General features: G+C 44.7%; 27 protein-coding genes. 20 read left to right on the forward strand and 7 right to left on the reverse strand.

Translation table 11 applies throughout. From position 1 onward, the window contains the following. Positions 1-96: 96 nt before the first annotated feature. Positions 97-969 carry an acyl-CoA thioesterase II gene (locus FTV13_RS04835; protein ID WP_166135531.1) on the forward strand — a complete coding sequence of 291 codons (873 nt, stop codon included), beginning with the start codon at positions 97-99 and terminating at the stop codon, positions 967-969. Positions 970-1112: 143 nt separating this feature from the next. Then, on the forward strand, positions 1113-2351 hold the full coding sequence (locus tag FTV13_RS04840) for a dicarboxylate/amino acid:cation symporter (RefSeq protein ID WP_180011188.1): 1239 nt from the start codon (positions 1113-1115) through the stop codon (positions 2349-2351). On the opposite strand, the gene FTV13_RS04845 is transcribed toward FTV13_RS04840, so the two are convergent. The 7 genes from FTV13_RS04845 to FTV13_RS04875 form a co-directional block, all read right to left on the reverse strand. Beyond that, entirely contained in the window at positions 2348-2782 is a 435-nt protein-coding gene (locus FTV13_RS04845) for a VOC family protein (RefSeq protein ID WP_180011190.1), read from the reverse strand. The genes FTV13_RS04840 and FTV13_RS04845 overlap by 4 nt on opposite strands. Before the next feature lie 97 nt (positions 2783-2879). Continuing rightward, positions 2880-3824: a metal-dependent hydrolase gene (locus tag FTV13_RS04850; RefSeq protein WP_180011193.1), complete on the reverse strand. Its 945-nt coding sequence runs from the start codon at positions 3822-3824 to the stop codon at positions 2880-2882. A 102-nt stretch (positions 3825-3926) separates the two neighbouring features. Then, positions 3927-4844 carry a ribosome biogenesis GTP-binding protein YihA/YsxC gene (yihA, locus tag FTV13_RS04855; protein WP_125278969.1) on the reverse strand — a complete coding sequence of 306 codons (918 nt, stop codon included), beginning with the start codon at positions 4842-4844 and terminating at the stop codon, positions 3927-3929. Positions 4845-4937: 93 nt separating this feature from the next. Next, the gene (locus FTV13_RS04860) at positions 4938-5378 is read right to left on the reverse strand and encodes an Rrf2 family transcriptional regulator (protein WP_004786937.1); all 441 of its coding nucleotides are present in this window, start codon (positions 5376-5378) and stop codon (positions 4938-4940) included. 89 nt (positions 5379-5467) lie between these two features. Then, positions 5468-6676, reverse strand: a complete 1209-nt coding sequence (hmpA, locus tag FTV13_RS04865; RefSeq protein WP_004786935.1) for an NO-inducible flavohemoprotein — start codon at positions 6674-6676, stop codon at positions 5468-5470. A 152-nt stretch (positions 6677-6828) separates the two neighbouring features. Beyond that, positions 6829-8379 (reverse strand): helicase HerA-like domain-containing protein, encoded by a 1551-nt coding sequence (locus FTV13_RS04870; RefSeq protein WP_180011195.1) that lies wholly within the window; start codon positions 8377-8379, stop codon positions 6829-6831. An 18-nt stretch (positions 8380-8397) separates the two neighbouring features. Beyond that, positions 8398-9600, reverse strand: coding sequence for a PLP-dependent transferase (locus tag FTV13_RS04875; protein ID WP_180011197.1), 1203 nt, complete (start codon positions 9598-9600; stop codon positions 8398-8400). 162 nt (positions 9601-9762) lie between these two features. Here FTV13_RS04875 and FTV13_RS04880 point away from each other — a divergent pair, with 162 nt between their 5' ends. The 18 genes from FTV13_RS04880 (at position 9763) to rplF (ending at position 18417) form a co-directional block, all read left to right on the forward strand. Continuing rightward, the gene (locus FTV13_RS04880) at positions 9763-10497 is read left to right on the forward strand and encodes a type 1 glutamine amidotransferase (protein WP_180011199.1); all 735 of its coding nucleotides are present in this window, start codon (positions 9763-9765) and stop codon (positions 10495-10497) included. A gap of 274 nt (positions 10498-10771) precedes the next feature. Then, on the forward strand, positions 10772-11083 hold the full coding sequence (gene rpsJ, locus FTV13_RS04885) for a 30S ribosomal protein S10 (RefSeq protein WP_000070912.1): 312 nt from the start codon (positions 10772-10774) through the stop codon (positions 11081-11083). A gap of 60 nt (positions 11084-11143) precedes the next feature. Next, the gene (rplC, locus tag FTV13_RS04890) at positions 11144-11782 is read left to right on the forward strand and encodes a 50S ribosomal protein L3 (RefSeq protein WP_005233737.1); all 639 of its coding nucleotides are present in this window, start codon (positions 11144-11146) and stop codon (positions 11780-11782) included. Positions 11783-11793: 11 nt separating this feature from the next. Next, entirely contained in the window at positions 11794-12396 is a 603-nt protein-coding gene (gene rplD / locus FTV13_RS04895; protein ID WP_004786925.1) for a 50S ribosomal protein L4, read from the forward strand. Further along, positions 12393-12713, forward strand: coding sequence for a 50S ribosomal protein L23 (gene rplW, locus FTV13_RS04900; protein ID WP_004786923.1), 321 nt, complete (start codon positions 12393-12395; stop codon positions 12711-12713). Before rplD ends, rplW begins: the two co-directional genes overlap by 4 nt. 11 nt (positions 12714-12724) lie before the next feature. After that, entirely contained in the window at positions 12725-13549 is an 825-nt protein-coding gene (rplB, locus tag FTV13_RS04905; RefSeq protein WP_005233738.1) for a 50S ribosomal protein L2, read from the forward strand. Positions 13550-13568: 19 nt separating this feature from the next. Beyond that, positions 13569-13844: a 30S ribosomal protein S19 gene (gene rpsS / locus FTV13_RS04910; protein ID WP_004673001.1), complete on the forward strand. Its 276-nt coding sequence runs from the start codon at positions 13569-13571 to the stop codon at positions 13842-13844. Between the two features lie 11 nt (positions 13845-13855). Beyond that, the gene (gene rplV / locus FTV13_RS04915) at positions 13856-14185 is read left to right on the forward strand and encodes a 50S ribosomal protein L22 (RefSeq protein ID WP_001982638.1); all 330 of its coding nucleotides are present in this window, start codon (positions 13856-13858) and stop codon (positions 14183-14185) included. A 1-nt stretch (position 14186) separates the two neighbouring features. Continuing rightward, a complete protein-coding gene (rpsC, locus tag FTV13_RS04920) occupies positions 14187-14939 on the forward strand; it encodes a 30S ribosomal protein S3 (protein ID WP_004786918.1) in 753 nt (250 codons plus the stop codon). A 3-nt stretch (positions 14940-14942) separates the two neighbouring features. Further along, positions 14943-15356: a 50S ribosomal protein L16 gene (gene rplP / locus FTV13_RS04925; RefSeq protein ID WP_004786917.1), complete on the forward strand. Its 414-nt coding sequence runs from the start codon at positions 14943-14945 to the stop codon at positions 15354-15356. After that, positions 15356-15553: a 50S ribosomal protein L29 gene (gene rpmC / locus FTV13_RS04930; protein ID WP_004786915.1), complete on the forward strand. Its 198-nt coding sequence runs from the start codon at positions 15356-15358 to the stop codon at positions 15551-15553. Before rplP ends, rpmC begins: the two co-directional genes overlap by 1 nt. Continuing rightward, positions 15550-15807 carry a 30S ribosomal protein S17 gene (gene rpsQ, locus FTV13_RS04935; RefSeq protein WP_004786913.1) on the forward strand — a complete coding sequence of 86 codons (258 nt, stop codon included), beginning with the start codon at positions 15550-15552 and terminating at the stop codon, positions 15805-15807. The genes rpmC and rpsQ overlap by 4 nt, the downstream gene beginning before the upstream one ends. Positions 15808-15898: 91 nt before the next feature. Beyond that, positions 15899-16267, forward strand: a complete 369-nt coding sequence (gene rplN / locus FTV13_RS04940) for a 50S ribosomal protein L14 (RefSeq protein ID WP_001982634.1) — start codon at positions 15899-15901, stop codon at positions 16265-16267. A 9-nt stretch (positions 16268-16276) separates the two neighbouring features. Continuing rightward, entirely contained in the window at positions 16277-16594 is a 318-nt protein-coding gene (gene rplX / locus FTV13_RS04945) for a 50S ribosomal protein L24 (RefSeq protein WP_004786911.1), read from the forward strand. 16 nt (positions 16595-16610) lie between these two features. Beyond that, the gene (rplE, locus tag FTV13_RS04950; RefSeq protein ID WP_004786908.1) at positions 16611-17147 is read left to right on the forward strand and encodes a 50S ribosomal protein L5; all 537 of its coding nucleotides are present in this window, start codon (positions 16611-16613) and stop codon (positions 17145-17147) included. Between the two features lie 9 nt (positions 17148-17156). After that, the gene (gene rpsN / locus FTV13_RS04955) at positions 17157-17462 is read left to right on the forward strand and encodes a 30S ribosomal protein S14 (RefSeq protein WP_004786907.1); all 306 of its coding nucleotides are present in this window, start codon (positions 17157-17159) and stop codon (positions 17460-17462) included. 12 nt (positions 17463-17474) lie between these two features. Then, complete coding sequence (gene rpsH, locus FTV13_RS04960; RefSeq protein WP_004786905.1) at positions 17475-17870, forward strand: 30S ribosomal protein S8; 396 nt, start codon at positions 17475-17477, stop codon at positions 17868-17870. A gap of 13 nt (positions 17871-17883) precedes the next feature. Beyond that, positions 17884-18417, forward strand: coding sequence for a 50S ribosomal protein L6 (gene rplF / locus FTV13_RS04965; RefSeq protein WP_004786903.1), 534 nt, complete (start codon positions 17884-17886; stop codon positions 18415-18417). Positions 18418-18431 lie beyond the last annotated feature (14 nt).

Raw genomic sequence — 18431 nt, forward strand, 5'->3', positions numbered from 1 at the left:
AGAAGATTGCTTGGATTTTATGGCAGAATATTCAGAATAAATTGTATAGATTTATTTCTACACTTCTGGATCTTGCCAATATCACACAGGTTGCTTATGAATGCCTTAACACAGGAACTGGTCGAGCTGCTCAGTTTAGAAAAGTTAGAAGAAAATATTTTCCGGGGAATTAGCCGTAATCTGGTAGGCAAGCGCGTATTTGGTGGGCAGGTTCTGGGACAGGCCCTACGTGCTGCCTCTTATACCACAGATCGTCCTGCGCATTCACTGCATGCCTATTTCCTGTTTGGTGGCGATGTCAATGCACCGATCATTTATGAAGTGGACCGTATCCGTGATGGTAAAAGTTTCGTCAGCCGTCAGGTTCGCGCCATTCAGCATGGCCGTACCATTTTCATGTGTATGGTTTCCTTTGCGCATCAGGAAGAAGGTCTGAACTATCAGATTTCAGAACCTGAGTATCCACCAGCAGAAAGCCTGAAAAATGAAGCAGAGCTCACCCGGCAGATTATTGAATTTATTCCGGAAAATGTGCGTGCGTCTTTCATGCGTGACCGTCATGTCGAAATTCGCCCTGTAATGCCAGTGAATCCATTCCAGCCGCAACCGGAAGCGCCAAATTATGCGCACTATATCCGTACTCATGGAAAGATCGCTACAGAAGTGGATGAAATTTCCTTGCATCAGGCGATTGCTGCTTTCTATTCGGACTTTACCCTAATGACCACGGCGCTACGTCCGCATGGTTTAAGTTATCTGTCTCCAAGCTTGCAATGTGCCAGTATTGACCATGCCATGTATTTCCATAAACCATTCCGGGTAGATGAATGGATGTTATACGACATGGATGCTACTCAAAGTGCCAGTTCACGTGGTCTGAACTTTGGCCGCATGTGGCAAAATGGTGAGCTGGTCTGCAGTACCACACAAGAAGGCCTGATCCGTTTACGTGAAATTGAAACTCAATAAAGCATACTTTTAATTTAAATAAAGCCGGATCCCAGATCCGGCTTTATACATTTTTAAACACGGCTCTTTATAAAAAATTACTCGATTCTCCAGTACTTGCATGGCATAGTGCCTTTAAGATCAATATTAAAAATGCATGTAAAATGAGCTTAAATACGCAGATTTTAATTGCCGCCGTATTGGGGGTACTGTTTGGATTTTTACTGACTTTATTTCCGCAAAGCACATTTTTTGATATCGGCCTGTACGGGATCGGAATTGCCAGTAGCCTTTTTATTGGTCTGCTGAAAATGATTTTGATTCCCCTGATTTTTACCTCAATCGTAGTTGGGGTGTCTAATCTGCAGGCGGGGGGACAGCTGAGTCGAACCTGGAAAATTACTTTGCTGTGCTGTGTGACCACCACCTCATTGGCACTGATTTTAGGGCTAACCTGTGCGCATCTGTTTAATGTGGGGAGAGGTGTGGATGTGGTGATGTTTCAGGATGCTATGGCTCAGCATCAGACTCCTGATACTTTAACGCCGTCGTCTTTCTTTACCAATTTTATTCAGAATACCCTGATCAATCCCTTTAAAGCCTTTGCTGATGGCAATGTTTTGGCTGTTGTGATTTTTGCTCTGTTTATCGGTGTGGCGCTGGTCGCAGGTGGAGACAGCTTCCGTACTGTGCGTAAGCTGAGTCACCAGTTTTTTGACATCATGATGTTGATGATTGGCTGGATCATGAAACTGGCACCGATTGGGATTTTTGCATTACTCGCCAAGTTAATTGCCACTGAAGATATTTCAGTGCTGAGCCGTCTGGCCGAGTTTGCGGCAGTGGTGACAGGCACTACAATTTTCCACGGAATAGTGGTGTTGCCGTTATTGCTATGGATCTTCGGAAAAATGAATCCGCTGACCTTTTTTAAAGGCACCCGTAGTGCATTAATTACTGCCTTTGCCACCAGCTCCAGTTCGGCAACCATGCCGATTTCTTTAAAATGCGCGCAGGAAAATCTGGGCGTACGTCCGCAAACAGCTGGTTTTGTGATTCCTCTTGGCACGCAGCTGAATATGGATGGAACGGCACTTTATGAAGCTGCAGCAGCTTTGTTTATTGCCAATTTGATGGGACTGGATTTAACCTTAGGTCAGCAGCTGGTGGTTTGTGCCACGGCAATGATTGCGTCCCTAGGTGCACCAGGCATTCCAAGCGCTGGCATGGTCACTATGATCATGGTACTGCAATCAGTGGGTTTACCTGCTGAAGCGATTGCGATTTTACTTCCGATTGACCGTCTACTCGATACGGTACGTACAGTAGTGAATGTACAGGGCGATATGATGATTAGTGTGGTGGTAGATCGACATACCCGCGAGCCTGAAGTGCCGGTTTAATCTTTGTCTAATTCAGCTTTATCTAAGTCCGGATTCCAGACAATTTCCCAGAGATGACCATTGGGATCCTGAAAATAACCTGCATATCCGCCATAAAAAGTCGTGTGTGCAGGTTTAATAATTTTAGCGCCGGCACGTTCAGCCTGTGCCATTGCCTGGTCGACTTCTAAGGGACTATAGACATTATGCCCCAGAGTCATTTGCGTCGGACAGATTGGGCTTGGCTCCAGACCGGTATCTTGCTGGATACTACGCTCTGGCCATAAGGCAAGCTTAAGACCAGGTTGTAATTGAATAAAAGCCACCGCGCCATATTCAAACTCTTCACCCATAATTCCTTCACTGGGAAAACCCAGTCCATCACGGTAAAAGCGTAGTGAAGCTTCCAGATCGAGCACACCGAGGGTAATCACAGAAATCCGTGCTTGCATAAGTCCCTCCTGATTATGATTGTTATATTTCTATCTTAGGACAAATAAAAAGCAGGGAAGCGATCCCTGCTGTTAGAAATTGTAATAACAGGCAAGCTTAAGCGACTTTGAGAGTAGCGCGTTTGGCTGCCTGTGAATGGTTGAGATAATGCAGCGCATCATCGGTACTGCCTTCATGCACCGGATCATACCAAGGCATTAAATAACCGAGCTGTTGGGATACTAACCACAGCGGGTTAGGCAGAAGGCGGTTATCTGACTGGGAAATACGCAACCATTCTTTCCAGATCCAGGGTTTATATACGGCTGGCTTATACTGCTTGAAACGTGAATCCTGCGATAACAGATGTGCAGCACCATCCACCCAAAGGCCAATTACACCAATAATGACCACCACACTTAGATAATAACGGGCAATATAGCCGCCACCTAGGTGACGATATAAATCAAAAGCCACACTACGATGTTCAATTTCTTCAGCACCATGCCATTTCACCAGATCCAGCATATTCGGATCAGCACCCAGACGTTCCCATTCAGTATTGTAGAGTGCGTATTTACCTAGGACACAGGTCATGTGTTCTATCGTCGCAATGATACCGAGACGGAACAGATCCCATTGGTGTTCTAAGATTTTAGGAATTTTGAGACCGAATGGCTGATCGGCGAGCAGCTTGTTAAATAGGAAATGCATGATGTGCAGATTGCGCTGGATATCAATCTGACGTTCAGATAAATATTCTTTATTGGCCGAATTATGCGCTTGGGCATGCATGGCTTCCTGACGGATAAATGCCTGCACATCATGCTTTAATTTTTCGTCAGTGATCTGGGGGAGGACTTTGTTATATAAACGGCAGAACCAGAGTTCACCCGCGGGCAGAATATTGTTAATTTCATTGACGAAGTAACTGGCAAAGGGCTGATCAGGAATCCAGTCGACTGGAGTGTCTTGCCATTCAAAGCTGACTTTGCGAGGCTGGATAAAATAGGAAATGGAAGAGCCAATTCTTGTTGTTTTGAAGCGCGAAAGTAAAGACATGGTGTGAATCCATCACTGCTTGATCAAGACAGTATGAAAAAAATATCCCGAATTGCAGCAGGCAATACGGGACATTCTTTTATCCGATGAAACACATTCGGCTTATTTTTGTGGATCCTGTTCGACAATCTTTGTTGGATCGACTTCCACAGGCGCGTCCAGATCATTCAGTTCACTGGCACTGACTTCATGAGCGCTGTTGGTCTCATCTTCATCTTCTAATAATTCAATTGGTTCATCAGCTTCGTTTAAATCATGCATTGAAGCTTCAGGAATGCTGTCCAGATCAAATTCAGGTGCTTGATTCAAAGTGAAGTTCAAACGCCCGCCCATCACACTGGCCAGTTCTTCCAGACCTTGCTTGTTTAGAGAAGAAAACAGTTGAATCGAGAAATCCAGCTTCATCTTTTTCAGTTTGGCTTTCACTTCTTGTAGCGCTTTCGAAGCAGGGCCACGGTTCAGCTTGTCGGCTTTGGTCAGCAGCACATGTACGAATAATTTACGTGAATAGGCCCATTCCAGCATCATCACATCAAAGTGTTGTAGCGGATGACGGATATCCATCAGCAACACCAGACCTTGCAGGCTCTTGCGGTGAATCAGATAGTTTTCCAGTTCTTTCTGCCAGACAATTTTCATGGCTTCTGGGACCGCTGCATAGCCATAACCCGGTAAATCGACCAGACGCTGATCCGGATTGCCAAGGCTAAAGAAGTTGATCATCTGGGTACGGCCTGGTTTTTTGGACGCACGGGCCAACTGTTTCTGATTGGTCAGGGCATTGATGGCACTCGATTTACCCGCATTGGAACGGCCAGCAAAAGCCACCTCATAACCGGTATCTTCTACACACAAGCTGAGCTTGGGTGCACTCATCAGGAACTCAGCTTTGCGTAACCAGTTGAGGGCTTGTACCGAATATTCAGTAATGGCTGGATCGACCTTTTTTTCATAGCTGATCTTTTGCTTTGGGGCATTTGATGCCTTACTGTTTTTCGACTTTCCTCTGCTGTGATGCATGGCTCAACTTCAATGACTAATTATACAAGAAGCTATTATAAAGGAAGTCGGGCGGGCAAGCGAACTTTAGAATTGCCCAATAGAATAAGGGTATTAGAGATTGATCAGGCTAATTGGTGACTGGATACTAAAATGTTCCTTGGTCGGTTCAACGACATCACCCAGAATATATTGATCGAGACTGGTGTAGAACTGCTCCACCGCCTGATCCAGAATGCCTTTTAATCCGCAATTGGTACGTAATACACAGGGTGGATCATTACATTCCACAATCTGGTTGTCACGTTGCAGAATACGCACAATCTGTCCTAGCTGAACTTTCAGGGCAGCCGGATTAAGACGGATTCCACCGCCTTTACCGCGAGAGGTAATGAGCCAGTCCTGTTTCGCCATAAAGTAGGCAATTTTCATGGCATGGTTCTGTGAAATCTGTAAGCGCTCCGCCAGCTCGGCAATCGTATAAGGCAGATCGCGGGGTTGTGCAACATACATCAGTATGCGCAGCGCATAGTCAGTAAATTTATTCAGTTGCATGATAATACTGATGTTTTTGATGAAAAAAATTAGGGTTAGTCTAGCATACCAGGCTAACCCTCTGTTTTTATTTTAAGCTGAAGAAGCAGTTAGTGGCGTACACCACCTGTGCCAAAGGCTTCGCTATGAATGTTCTCAGCAGGAATTCCGCGAGCGACAAGCGCCTTTTGCTGTTCAGCCATAAATGGCATTGGGCCACAGAGATAGTAGTCTGCATTGGCTGGTAATAATGCGCTATCTACAGTGCTTAAGTCCAGTCGACCGGCAACATCATAATCCTCGCCCAGTTTATCGCTTGGGTGCGGGAATTCATAAGCAGTCATTGTGCTTAAACGTGGATATTTGGCTTTCAGGTCATGAATATGCTGTTTCATCGCATGAACCTGTTTGCTACGGCAGGCATGGATGAAAGTCACAGGTTGTGGCATGTCCAGAGTCACCAGCTGGTTTAGCATGGCCACCATTGGAGTTAGACCTACACCGCCACTGATGAACACATTACGTTTATTCGGATCAATCAGGTAGAAGTTACCTGTCGGTGCAGAGACTTCAATTTCTGAACCTTCTGGAAGGCTATGTAAAGTATTCGATACCCAACCTGGAACCATGTCGCCTTTCTGGTCTTCACGTTTCACCGAGATACGCAGGTAGTCTGCTTGTGGGCAAGTCGACAGGGTATATTGGCGTGGTTGTCTCAGATTTAACTCAGGTACAAACACACGTACAGAGATATATTGGCCAGCTTCATATTTCGGTAATGGACCGCCGTCGACTGGAGCCAGGTAGAAAGAAGTGATTTCGTCACTTTCCACGACTTTCTTGGCAATCTTGAAGTTGCGCCAGCCTAACCAGCTGCCTTTAGTCTGTTCATGCTGGTCGTAAATCGCTTTTTCAGTTGCAATGAACAGATCCGCCAGTTGACCGTACGCTGCAGCCCAAGCATCAATCAATGGATCATCCATCGAAATGTTCAGCACTTCACTGATCGAATGCAACAGGTTTTCCCCAACAATACCGTAATCCGGTGCCTTAATGTTTAAGCTCACGTGTTTATGTGCGATCAGCTCAACCACGGGTAACAGCACAGATGGATCTTCGATATTTTCAGCATAAGCCAGAACCGCACCTGCCAAGGCTTGTGCTTGAGCTCCACTGCGTTGATGTCCCATGTTAAAGGTTTCTTTCAAATCAGGATTATTGCCTAGCATGCGGTTATAGAAATAACCGGTCAGGGCAACCCCATTTTCACGAAGTACAGGAACAGTGGCTTTTACAAGGTCAATTTGCTGTGGAGTCATAGCTGATCTCTCATGGCTGTTATTTATAAGATGTATTTAGAATACATCTTATAAAATGCTTTTACAATATAGTAAAAGCATAAAACCATAAAAAAATTATGGGATATAAAAATATCCCATAAAAATGATGTTTTCGATCGGAGAAAGGAAGGTTATTTGCGCCCGAAGAGGGAACCTAATAGACCACGCACAATTTTCTGTCCGGTACTACCACCTAGACTACGTGCTGCACTTTTGGCAAAGGTGCCGACAATATCCTGAGTCAGTTTTTCTCGTTGCTTGGCTGCGCGTTCAGCTTCTTTTTGCTGTTCTCGTGCCAGACGTTCCTGTTCTTTAATTTGCTGCTTGGCAAGAGCTTCCTGTTCCTTGCTTTGCTGTTTGGCAAGTTCGGCGGCCTGAGCCTGTTGCTGGCGTTCTGCGACCTTGTTTTGCAGCATTTCATGGGCGCTATCCCGATCGACTGGCTGCTCATAAATACCGGCGACAATACTTTGCTGCATGAGAGCCTTGCGTTCTTCAAGCGAGATCGGTGTAAAGGATGAATGCGGCGGCATGACCCAGCCACGCTCTACTATTTGCGGAATGCCTTTTTCATCCAGGCAGCTAATTAGGGCTTCACCGACAGCAAGTTCGGTAATCACCTGATCGACTTTAAATTCAGGATTGGCTCGGAAAGTCTCTGCTGCGGTTTTCACTGCTTTTTGATCTTTGGGAGTGAAAGCCCGCAAAGCATGTTGAACCCGATTGCCGAGCTGGCCTAAGACACTTTCAGGTAAGTCCAACGGATTTTGCGTGACAAAATAAATCCCTACACCTTTCGAGCGAATTAGACGCACCACCTGCTCAATTTTTTCTTGCAGGGCAGGGCTGGCATTATCAAAGAGTAGGTGGGCTTCATCAAAGAAGAACACCAGTTTCGGTTTGTCCAGATCACCCACTTCTGGTAACTGTTCAAATAACTCTGACAGCATCCATAGCAGGAAAGTGGCGTACAACTTCGGTGTATTCATCAGCTTGTCGGCAGCCAGCAAATTGATATTGCCGCGGCCTTGGCTATCCGTTTGCAGGAAATCCATCAGGTCGAGTGCTGGCTCGCCAAAGAATTTATCCCCGCCTTGATCTGCAAGTGCCAATAAATTGCGTTGAATCGCACCGAGGCTGGCGGGGGAGAGATTGCCATATTCCGCTTTAAAGTCTGCAGCATGTTCGCTGACATAGCTGAGCATGGCTTTCAGGTCTTTAAAATCGATCAGTAACAAGCCCTGATCGTCGGCAATCCGGAAGACTGCCGAGAGAACACCTTCTTGCGTGTCATTCAGGTTCAGGATGCGGGCAAGCAAGAGTGGCCCAATTTCAGAAATCGTAGTACGGACCGGATGGCCTTGTTCACCAAACAGATCCCAGAATACGACCGGCGAAGCTTCAAAAGGAATCGAATCAATATTCAGACTTTTAATACGTTCATCAAACTTAGGATTACTTTCGCCTGGCTTGGCCAGGCTGGAAACATCGCCTTTGGCATCGGCAAGGAACACGGGTACACCAATGCGAGAAAAGTTTTCTGCCAAAACTTTCAAGGTTACCGTTTTGCCGGTTCCGGTCGCGCCGGCAATCAGTCCGTGACGGTTGGCAAGCTGTGAGTGCAGTACAATATCTTGCGTAGTATCACTGGTTTTTTTTGCAATAATGATTGGTGTACCCATAAATTTTCCTGTTGTTATTTATTCATTTTTAAGTTTTTTCATTTCTTGTAGTGCATGCTGAATATCTTCAATCAGATCTTCCGGATGTTCCAGACCAATACAGAAACGAACCAGAAAACCCTCCTTCAAATGTGAATGTTCAAGCACACGCATTTCTTTTAAGTTATATAGCATGACCAGACTGACAGGACCACCCCAGCTAAAGCCAAGCTTAAACAGTTTTAAGCTGTCACAGAAATTGCGAATATCTTGCAACTTGTAGTTATTGTCAAAAATTACGCTGACCACTCCGGCACTGTGTCCTTGCTTGCAAATTTCTTTCCAGTTTTTATGGCCAGCATTGTCAGTATCAGCCGGATGTAAGACCTGAACAAATTCTGGTTGTTGTTTGAGCCAGTCTAATAAGGTTAAGCAGCTTTGTGATTGATGTTCATATCGGAGTTGCATTGAAGCCAGACTACGTTGTACCTGAGCGACATCATCACCTGATACTGAAATACCCTGAATGGCATGGGCACGGAACAATTTGTGATGTAATTCTTTATCGCGGGTAACCACTGAACCCATCAGAATATCACCGCCACCACTTGGATATTTAGTCAGGGCATGCACGGTCATATCGACACTTAAATGATCCTCACCAAAATCAAATGCATTAAAGGCGAGACCTGCGCCCCAAGTATTGTCCAGCGCAGTGAGGATATTGTTGGCTTGAGCCTTCTTGACCAAGCGACTCAAATCAGGAAATTCTAAAGTCACGGAACCCGCCGCTTCCAGCCAAAGCAGTTTGGCTTTTTCCGAGGGCTGAAAAGTATCCGTGTCTATCGCATTATAGACTTTGACCTGAATACCATAGCGGGTTTCCAGATTGCGTAGATGTTCCATGTTTGGACTATAGATATTATCTGCAACCCACACTTCATCGCCCTGGCTTAAAAAACAAGAATTCACGAGATTAATCGCGGATAAACCACTCGGTGCCAGCAAGCAATATTGACCGCCTTCGATCTGGGCAATGCTATCGCCTAAGGTAAATGTCGTCGGTGTACCATGCGTGCCATAGCTATAGTCATAGTCATCAGTCCAGTGGCGATTAAATAGGGCATCAGTATTGTTAAAGATGATGGTGGATGCACGAAACAGGGGAGGTTGAATACTGGAAATATATTGCGGGGCCTTTCGTGGTGCATGAATCAGCGCTGTTTGAGGATTTTTTTTCACGTGAATGCTCTTAAATGTAATCAAATATTGCTTTAGCTTAAGAGAATCTCATTATTGCTGCCAGTTATGTTGTGAAATGTTGAAAAAATTGACATTGCTAAAAAGTTGGCTTCATTTTTGCAAAACCTAAAATCAGAGAGCTACAACAAAAGGTTTAGGCGCATGAAGTCGCAGTTAAAAGTACATTATTTTCAGCATATTGCTGGCGAGGGTTTTGGTAGTTGTATTGATTTTTTAAAGCAGCATCAGGCGCAAATTACTGCGACTGAATTCTTTGCTTTACCCGTCGATCGTCCACTCGATATAGAAGCTTTACCAGCAGTTGAAGAAGTTGATTTGCTGATCATCATGGGAGGCACCATGAGTGTCAATGATGAGGCAAATTATCCATGGCTCAAGATCGAAAAACGCTGGTTACGCCGTTATCTTTCTCAAGGCAAACCGGCGATTGGCCTATGTTTAGGTGGGCAGCTGATTGCCAATGCCTTGGGTGCGGCCGTCAGCCGTAACCAGGAGCAGGAGTTAGGCTGGACCACGGTACGCAAAGTCGCGCATGTACCCGAGGATTGTTTTATTTTACCTGAACAGTTTGAAATTATGCAGTGGCATAGTGAAACCTTTGAACTACCTAAAGGGGCAATTCATCTGGCAGAAAATGAAGCCTGTCGTAATCAGATGTATCAACTCGGCAAGAATGTCTTGGGGTTCCAGTTTCATCCGGAAATCACCCCGGAAACTTTAAAGCTGTTTTTGGAAAATGAAGAAGAAATTTCACAATTTTCTGGAAAATATGTACAGAACATCCAACAACTGAAAAGAACAACCAAAAATAATTTTATCCAAGGAAATCAAATACTAAATCAAGCTATTCAGTATGTTTTGGAAAAAACAGCCTAGTGAGTAAAAAATAAACAATTGATTTCCCGAATAAATTGAAATACAGCAAGAAAAACCGTAAAAGGGATTTGCTTATGCAATAAACAATGGCTATAATAAGCGACCCTTCGAGAGGAAGGGGGTTAACTGCGAAGAAAGTAGTTAACTATCGTTACAGTCGTGGCATCGATCACGACCTTAGTGATATTTCACTGCTCTTGACACTTGCCTTAAAATAGTGGGGTGAGATGCGTCAAGAGTGATTCTTTATATATTTGGCTTGGAGTTAACTGGTATGTCTAACCAGAGAATTCGTATCCGTCTTAAGTCTTTTGATCACCGTCTTATTGATCAATCAGCTCAAGAAATCGTAGAAACAGCAAAACGTACTGGCGCACAAGTTTGTGGTCCAATTCCAATGCCTACACGCATTGAACGTTTTAACGTTTTAACATCACCACACGTTAACAAAGATGCGCGTGACCAATACGAGATCCGCACTTACAAACGTTTGATCGACATCGTTCAACCTACAGACAAAACTGTAGATGCATTGATGAAGTTAGATCTTGCAGCTGGTGTTGATGTTCAGATCGCATTGGGTTAAGGCTTTCGGGTTAATTAACGCTCTAAGTTAATTAGGCCGCTTTTTTAGAGGTTTATGCACATGGCTATTGGTTTAGTCGGTCGCAAGTGCGGTATGACACGTATCTTTACAGATGCTGGTGTTTCTGTGCCTGTTACAGTGATTGAGGTTGATCCTAACCGCATCACTCAAATCAAAACGCTTGAAACTGATGGTTATCAAGCGATTCAAATCACTACTGGTGAACGTCGCGAATCTCGCGTAACTAACGCTCAGAAAGGTCACTTCGCGAAAGCTGGTGTTGCTGCTGGTCGTCTGGTTCAAGAATTCCGCGTTTCAGAAGCTGAGCTTGAAGGTCGTGAAGTTGGCGCTACTATCGGTGTAGATCTGTTCACAGTGGGTCAAATTGTTGACGTAACTGGTCAGTCTAAAGGTAAAGGTTTCCAAGGTGGTGTTAAGCGTTGGAACTTCCGTACTCAAGACGCTACTCACGGTAACTCTGTTTCTCACCGTGTTCTAGGTTCTACAGGTCAAAACCAGACTCCTGGTCGCGTGTTCAAAGGCAAAAAAATGGCTGGCCATTTAGGTGCTGAACGCGTAACTGTACAGGGTCTTGAAATTGTATCTATCGACGCAGAACGTTCAGTTCTAGTAGTTAAAGGTGCGATTCCTGGCGCTACTGGTGGCGACGTAACTGTTCGTCCTACGATCAAGGCCTGAGGGGAAATAACGTGAATTTAAATACTGTTTCCGGCTCTGCTGTTGAATTATCAGAAGTTGCGTTCGGTCGTGAATTTAATGAAGCTCTTGTACACCAAGTTGTTACAGCTTACTTAGCTGGTGGTCGTCAAGGTTCTAAAGCTCAGAAATCACGTGCAGACGTTTCTGGCGGTGGTAAAAAACCATTCCGTCAAAAAGGTACTGGCCGCGCTCGTGCTGGTTCTATTCGTAGCCCAATCTGGGTTGGCGGTGGTAAAACTTTTGCTGCTCGTCCACAAGACTGGTCTCAAAAAGTAAACCGTAAAATGTACCGCGGTGCTATGCAATGCATCCTGGCTGAACTTGTTCGTCAAGATCGCTTAGTTCTAGTTGAAGAGTTTGCTGTTGCAGCTCCAAAAACTAAAGAATTGCTTGCAAAACTTAACGACTTGAATGCTACTCGTGCATTGATCGTTACTGATGCTGTTGATGAGAACTTGTATCTAGCTGCTCGTAACCTTCCACACGTTGATGTGGTTGATGCGACTGCAATCGATCCTGTTAGCTTGATCGCGTTCGATAAAGTTGTTATGTCTGTAGCTGCTGCTAAGAAAATTGAGGTAGAACTCGGATGAACAACGAACGTTTATATCAAGTCCTGCAAGGACCTGTTTTCTCAGAAAAAGCACAAGTTTTAGGTGAAACTGCTGGTGTTCAAGTATTCAAAGTTGCACTTGATGCAAACAAGCTTGAAATCAAAAAAGCAGTGGAACAATTGTTTGGTGTAGAAGTTGTTAAAGTTAACACTACGATCACTAAAGGTAAAACTAAACGCTTTGGTAAAACATTAGGACGTCGTTCTGATGTTAAAAAAGCATACGTCACCCTGAAAGCTGGCCAAGATGTTGAAATGGCTGACTTGGGCGATGCCGCTGAAAGCGCAGCGGAATAAGGACGAAAACTATGCCTATTCAAAAATGTAAGCCAACGTCTCCAGGACGTCGCTTTGTAGAGAAAGTGGTTCATGATCACCTTCACAAAGGCGCGCCTTATGCTCCACTAGTTGAAGCTAAAAAACGTACTGGCGGCCGTAATAACAACGGTCACATTACGACTCGTCACGTTGGTGGCGGTCACAAACAACACTACCGTTTAATCGACTTCAAACGTAACAAAGACGGCATCCCAGCTGTAGTTGAGCGTATTGAATACGATCCAAACCGTACTGCGCACATTGCGTTGTTGAAGTATGCTGACGGTGAACGTCGCTACATCATCGCGCCTAAAGGTTTACGCGCTGGTGATTCAGTTCAATCTGGTAACGATGCTCCAATCCGTCCAGGTAACTGCTTGCCACTTCGCAACATGCCTATCGGTTCTACTCTTCACAACATCGAACTTAAAATCGGTAAAGGCGCGCAGTTAGCTCGTTCAGCTGGTACTTCTGTTCAGTTGTTGGGTCGTGACGGTTCCTACGCTATCGTTCGTCTTCGTTCAGGCGAGATGCGTAAAATTCATGTTGAATGCCGCGCTGTGTTAGGTGAAGTATCTAACTCAGAAAGCAACCTTCGCTCACTAGGTAAAGCTGGTGCATCACGCTGGCGTGGTGTTCGTCCTACCGTTCGTGGTATGGCGATGAACCCAGTTGATCACCCACACGGTGGTGGTGAAGGGCGTAACAAAGGTATTCAACCTGTAAGCCCATGGGGTCAAAAAGCTAAAGGGTACAAAACACGTACCAACAAGCGTACGACTAAGATGATTATTCGCGACCGTCGCGTTAAGTAACAAGTAAAGGAATCTGACAATGCCTCGTTCTCTGAAAAAAGGCCCATTCGTCGATGCGCACTTGTTCGCTAAGGTTGAAGCGGCTATCGCGGCTAATAACCGTAAGCCGATCAAAACTTGGTCGCGTCGTTCGATGATCCTCCCGGATTTTGTTGGTTTAACAATTTCTGTACACAATGGCCGTAACCATGTTCCAGTGATCATCTCTGAACATATGGTTGGACACAAGCTTGGTGAATTTGCACCGACTCGTACCTACCGTGGTCACGGTGTTGACAAGAAATCTAAACGTTAATAGGTGCTATGATGGAAGTAACTGCTAAATTACGCGGTGCCGCTATCTCGGCACAAAAAGCTCGTTTGGTTGCAGATCTTATCCGCGGCAAATCTGTTGCGCACGCTCTTAACATCTTAAACTTCAGCAACAAAAAAGCTGCAGTATTGGTTAAGAAAGCGTTGGAATCTGCAATTGCAAACGCTGAACATAATAACAGTTTAGATGTAGACGACCTTAAAGTTTCTACGATCTACGTTGATGAAGGCATGAGCCTGAAACGTATTATGCCACGTGCTAAAGGCCGTGCAGATCGTATTACTAAGCGTACTTGTCACATCACCGTTAAGGTAGGGGTTTGATATGGGTCAGAAGGTTCATCCAATCGGTATCCGCCTAGGTGTTGTGAAACGTCATAACGCTAACTGGTATGCGAGTCCGAAACAATACGCTGAATACTTGCTTAAAGATTTGCAAGTTCGTGAGTTTTTAACTAAAAAACTTAAGAATGCAATGATCAGCAATATTCTTATCGAACGTCCAACAGGCGCTGCTAAAGTAACTATTAGCACTGCTCGTCCTGGTATCGTAATCGGTAAAAAAGGCGAAGACATTGAGAAATTACAACGCGAATTAACATCTATTATGGGTGTTCCTGCGCAAGTAAGTATCAACGAAATTGATCGTCCAGACTTAGACGCGCGTCTAGTTGCTGAAGCTATCGCTTCTCAATTGGAAAAACGTGTAATGTTCCGTCGTGCTATGAAGCGTGCGGTTCAAAACACTATGCGTGCTGGTGCGAAAGGTATCAAAGTAGAAGTTTCAGGCCGTTTAGGTGGTGCTGAGATTGCTCGTACTGAATGGTATCGTGAAGGTCGTGTACCTCTACATACTCTTCGTGCAGATATCGACTACGCGACTATGCGTGCTGAGACTACTTACGGTACGATTGGTGTTAAAGTTTGGATCTTCCGTGGCGAGATCTTGGGTGGCATGAAACAAGTCATGAACCCAGCTCCAGCTGAAGAACGTCCAGCTAAACGCGGTCGCGGTCGTGGTGAAGGTCAAGAGCGTCGTGGTCGTCGCAATGATCGTTCTGCTGAAAAAGGAGAATAATCCATGTTGCAACCTAAACGTACTAAATTCCGTAAGGTGCAAAAAGGCCGTAACACTGGTCTAGCTCACCGCGGTAGCTCAGTATCTTTTGGTACTATCGCACTTAAATCAATCGAACGTGGTCAAATGACTGCACGTCAAATTGAAGCAGCGCGTCGTACAATTAGCCGTCGTATTAAACGTGGTGGTAAAATCTTTATCCGTGTATTCCCGGACAAGCCAATTACTTCTAAACCACTTGAAGTGCGTATGGGTAAAGGTAAAGGTTCTGTGGAATACTGGGTTTGCCAAATCAAACCAGGTAAAGTCTTGTACGAAATTGATGGTGTTAACGAAGACCTAGCTCGCGAAGCGTTCACGCTTGCTGCTGCTAAACTTCCGTTTAAAACCACTATCGTGACTCGGACGGTAATGTAATGAAAACTAAAGATCTACGTGAAAAGTCGGTAGAAGAGTTGACAGCTTTGCTTGATGAGCAACAGCTAAACCAATTCCGTCTTCGTATGGCGAAAGCAACTGGTCAATTGGGTAAATCGCACGAAGTGCAATTGACTCGCAAGACTATTGCTCGTATCAAGACCCTCCTTACCGAAAAACAGGGGAACGGACAATGAGTGAAAATACAGTCCGCACGTTAACAGGCAAAGTAGTAAGCGACAAGATGGAAAAATCTATCGTTGTTCTTATCGAACGCCGTGTTCAACACCCGTTGTATGGCAAATCAATCCGCCGTTCAACAAAATTACATGCTCATGATGAGAACAACACAGCTAAAGTTGGCGACGTTGTAACCATTAAAGAAAGCCGCCCAATGTCTAAAACTAAGTCATGGACTTTAGTTGAAGTTGTTGAAGCAGCTGCTGAGTAATTAACGTTCTTGTTGCATCATCGGTCAATTTCGAGTACTCTTTGAGCCTTTCGAAATTGTGACCGGTGATGCTCGGTTTTGGAGTAGGGCAATGATTCAGACCGAAACTATGCTCGACGTAGCAGACAACAGTGGTGCTCGCCGCGTACAATGTATTAAAGTACTTGGTGGTTCACATCGTCGTTATGCTTCTGTTGGCGACATTATTAAAGTTACTGTAAAAGAAGCAATTCCACGCGCACGTGTTAAAAAAGGTGACGTGATGAATGCAGTAGTTGTACGTACAAAATTCGGTATCCGTCGTCCAGACGGTTCAGTGATTCGTTTCGACGATAACGCTGCTGTTATTTTGAACAACAACAAAGCGCCGATTGCAACTCGTATTTTCGGACCAGTGACTCGTGAACTTCGTACTGAACAGTTCATGAAAATTATTTCATTGGCTCCTGAAGTTCTATAAGAGGCGATCATGGCTAAGATTAAAAAAGGCGATCAAGTAATTGTGATCGCAGGTAAAGAAAAAGGCAAACAGGGTACTGTTCTGTCTGTTTCTAATGACCGCGTTAAGGTTGAAGGCCTTAACTTGGTGAAGAAGCATCAAAAGCCGAACCGTGTTACTGGCGCTGAAGGCGGCATCGTAACTCAAGAAGCTTCGCTTCACATTTCAAACGTGGCAATTTTTAATGCTACAACCCAAAAGGCTGACCGTGTTGGTTACCAAACGATTGACGGCGTGAAAACTCGCGTATTCAAATCTAATGGTGAATCAGTGGCGGTAGCGAAGTAATAGGTTGAAAAAGGCAATGGCCAGACTTAAAGCACGTTACAACGACGAACTTAAAGCTCAATTAAAAGAACAATTGGGAATTAAGAATGTGATGGAGATCCCTCGCATCACTAAAATCACTATCAACATGGGTGTTGGTGCAGCTTCTGCTGACAAGAAACTCCTTGATGGTGCTCTTTCTGATATGCAAGCTATCGCTGGTCAAAAACCAGTTCTTACGTTAGCTCGTAAATCTATCGCTGGTTTCAAAATCCGTGATGGTTGGCCGATTGGTTGTAAAGTTACTTTACGCGGCGAACGTATGTACGAATTCTTAGACCGTCTGATCTCGATTGCGATTCCTCGTATCCGTGACTTCCGTGGTTTCTCTGCGAAATCATTTGATGGTCGTGGTAACTACTCAATGGGTCTTAAAGAACAGATCATGTTCCCTGAGATCGATTTTGACAAGATTGACCGTATTCGTGGTATGGACATTACCATCACTACGACTGCTCGCACCGATGACGAAGGCCGTGCGCTAATGCGTGCATTCGGCTTCCCGTTCAAATAAGAGGTCGAAATGGCTAAGAAAAGTATGATTAATCGCGAATTGAAACGCGAAGCTACTGTTGCTAAATACGCTGCAAAACGTGCTGAATTAAAAGCAATTATTGCAAACGTAAATGCTTCAGATGAAGAACGTTTCGATGCGATGATGAAATTACAGGCATTACCACGTAATGCATCTCCAGTACGTCTACGTAACCGTTGTGGTTTAACTGGTCGTCCTCATGGTTACTTCCGTAAGTTCGGCTTAAGCCGTAACATGGTACGCGATAAAGTAATGCAAGGTGATGTACCTGGCGTTGTTAAGGCAAGCTGGTAAGGAGCACTATAAATGAGTATGCAAGATACCGTTGCCGACATGCTAACACGTGTTCGTAACGCACAAATGGCAAAGAAACAAACTGTTTCTATGCCTAATTCTAAGTTGAAAGTTGCGATTGCTAACGTACTTCAACAAGAAGGTTATATTTCAAACGTAGAAGTTGCTGAAGTTGAAGGCAAAGCAACTCTTACTTTGACTTTAAAATATTTTGAAGGCAAGCCAGTTATCGAAACTGTGAAACGCGTAAGCCGTCCAGGTCTACGTCAGTATCGCGGTAAAGATGCACTTCCAAGCGTTAAGCAAGGTTTAGGTATTGCAATTGTTTCTACAAGCAAAGGCATCATGACTGATCGCGCTGCACGTGCTGCAGGCGTTGGTGGTGAAGTTATTGCTTTTGTTTCTTAATAGGTGATTCCTCATGTCTCGTGTGGCTAAAGCCCCAGTAACTGTACCTAACGGTGTAACAGTTACTCAGAACGGCCGGCAGGTCGAAGTGAAAGGCAGCAAAGGTACATTGTCTTTCAACCTGCATGCGCTGGTCGAGCTAAAACAGGAAGACGGTACTCTAGTTATTGCTCCTAAAGCTGAATCTAAAGACGCTTGGATGCAAGCTGGTACTGCTCGCGCTGTGCTTAACAACCTTGTAAAAGGTGTAAGCGAAGGTTTCGAACGTAAGTTACAACTTATCGGTGTTGGTTATAAAGCTGCGGTTAAAGGTAACGTTGTTAACCTTAACCTTGGTTTCTCTCACCCGATCGACTATACGCTTCCTGAAGGTGTAACTGCTGAAACTCCAACTGCAACTGAAATCGTACTTAAATCTGCTGATAAAGCAGTTCTAGGTCAAGTCGCTGCAGATATCCGTGGTTACCGTCCACCAGAGCCTTATAAAGGTAAAGGTGTTCGTTATTCTGACGAAGTTGTACTTCGTAAAGAAGCTAAGAAGAAATAAGGCGCGAGGTTCTT

Source organism: Acinetobacter sp. YH12235, from assembly GCF_013417705.1.
Classification (GTDB): domain Bacteria; phylum Pseudomonadota; class Gammaproteobacteria; order Pseudomonadales; family Moraxellaceae; genus Acinetobacter.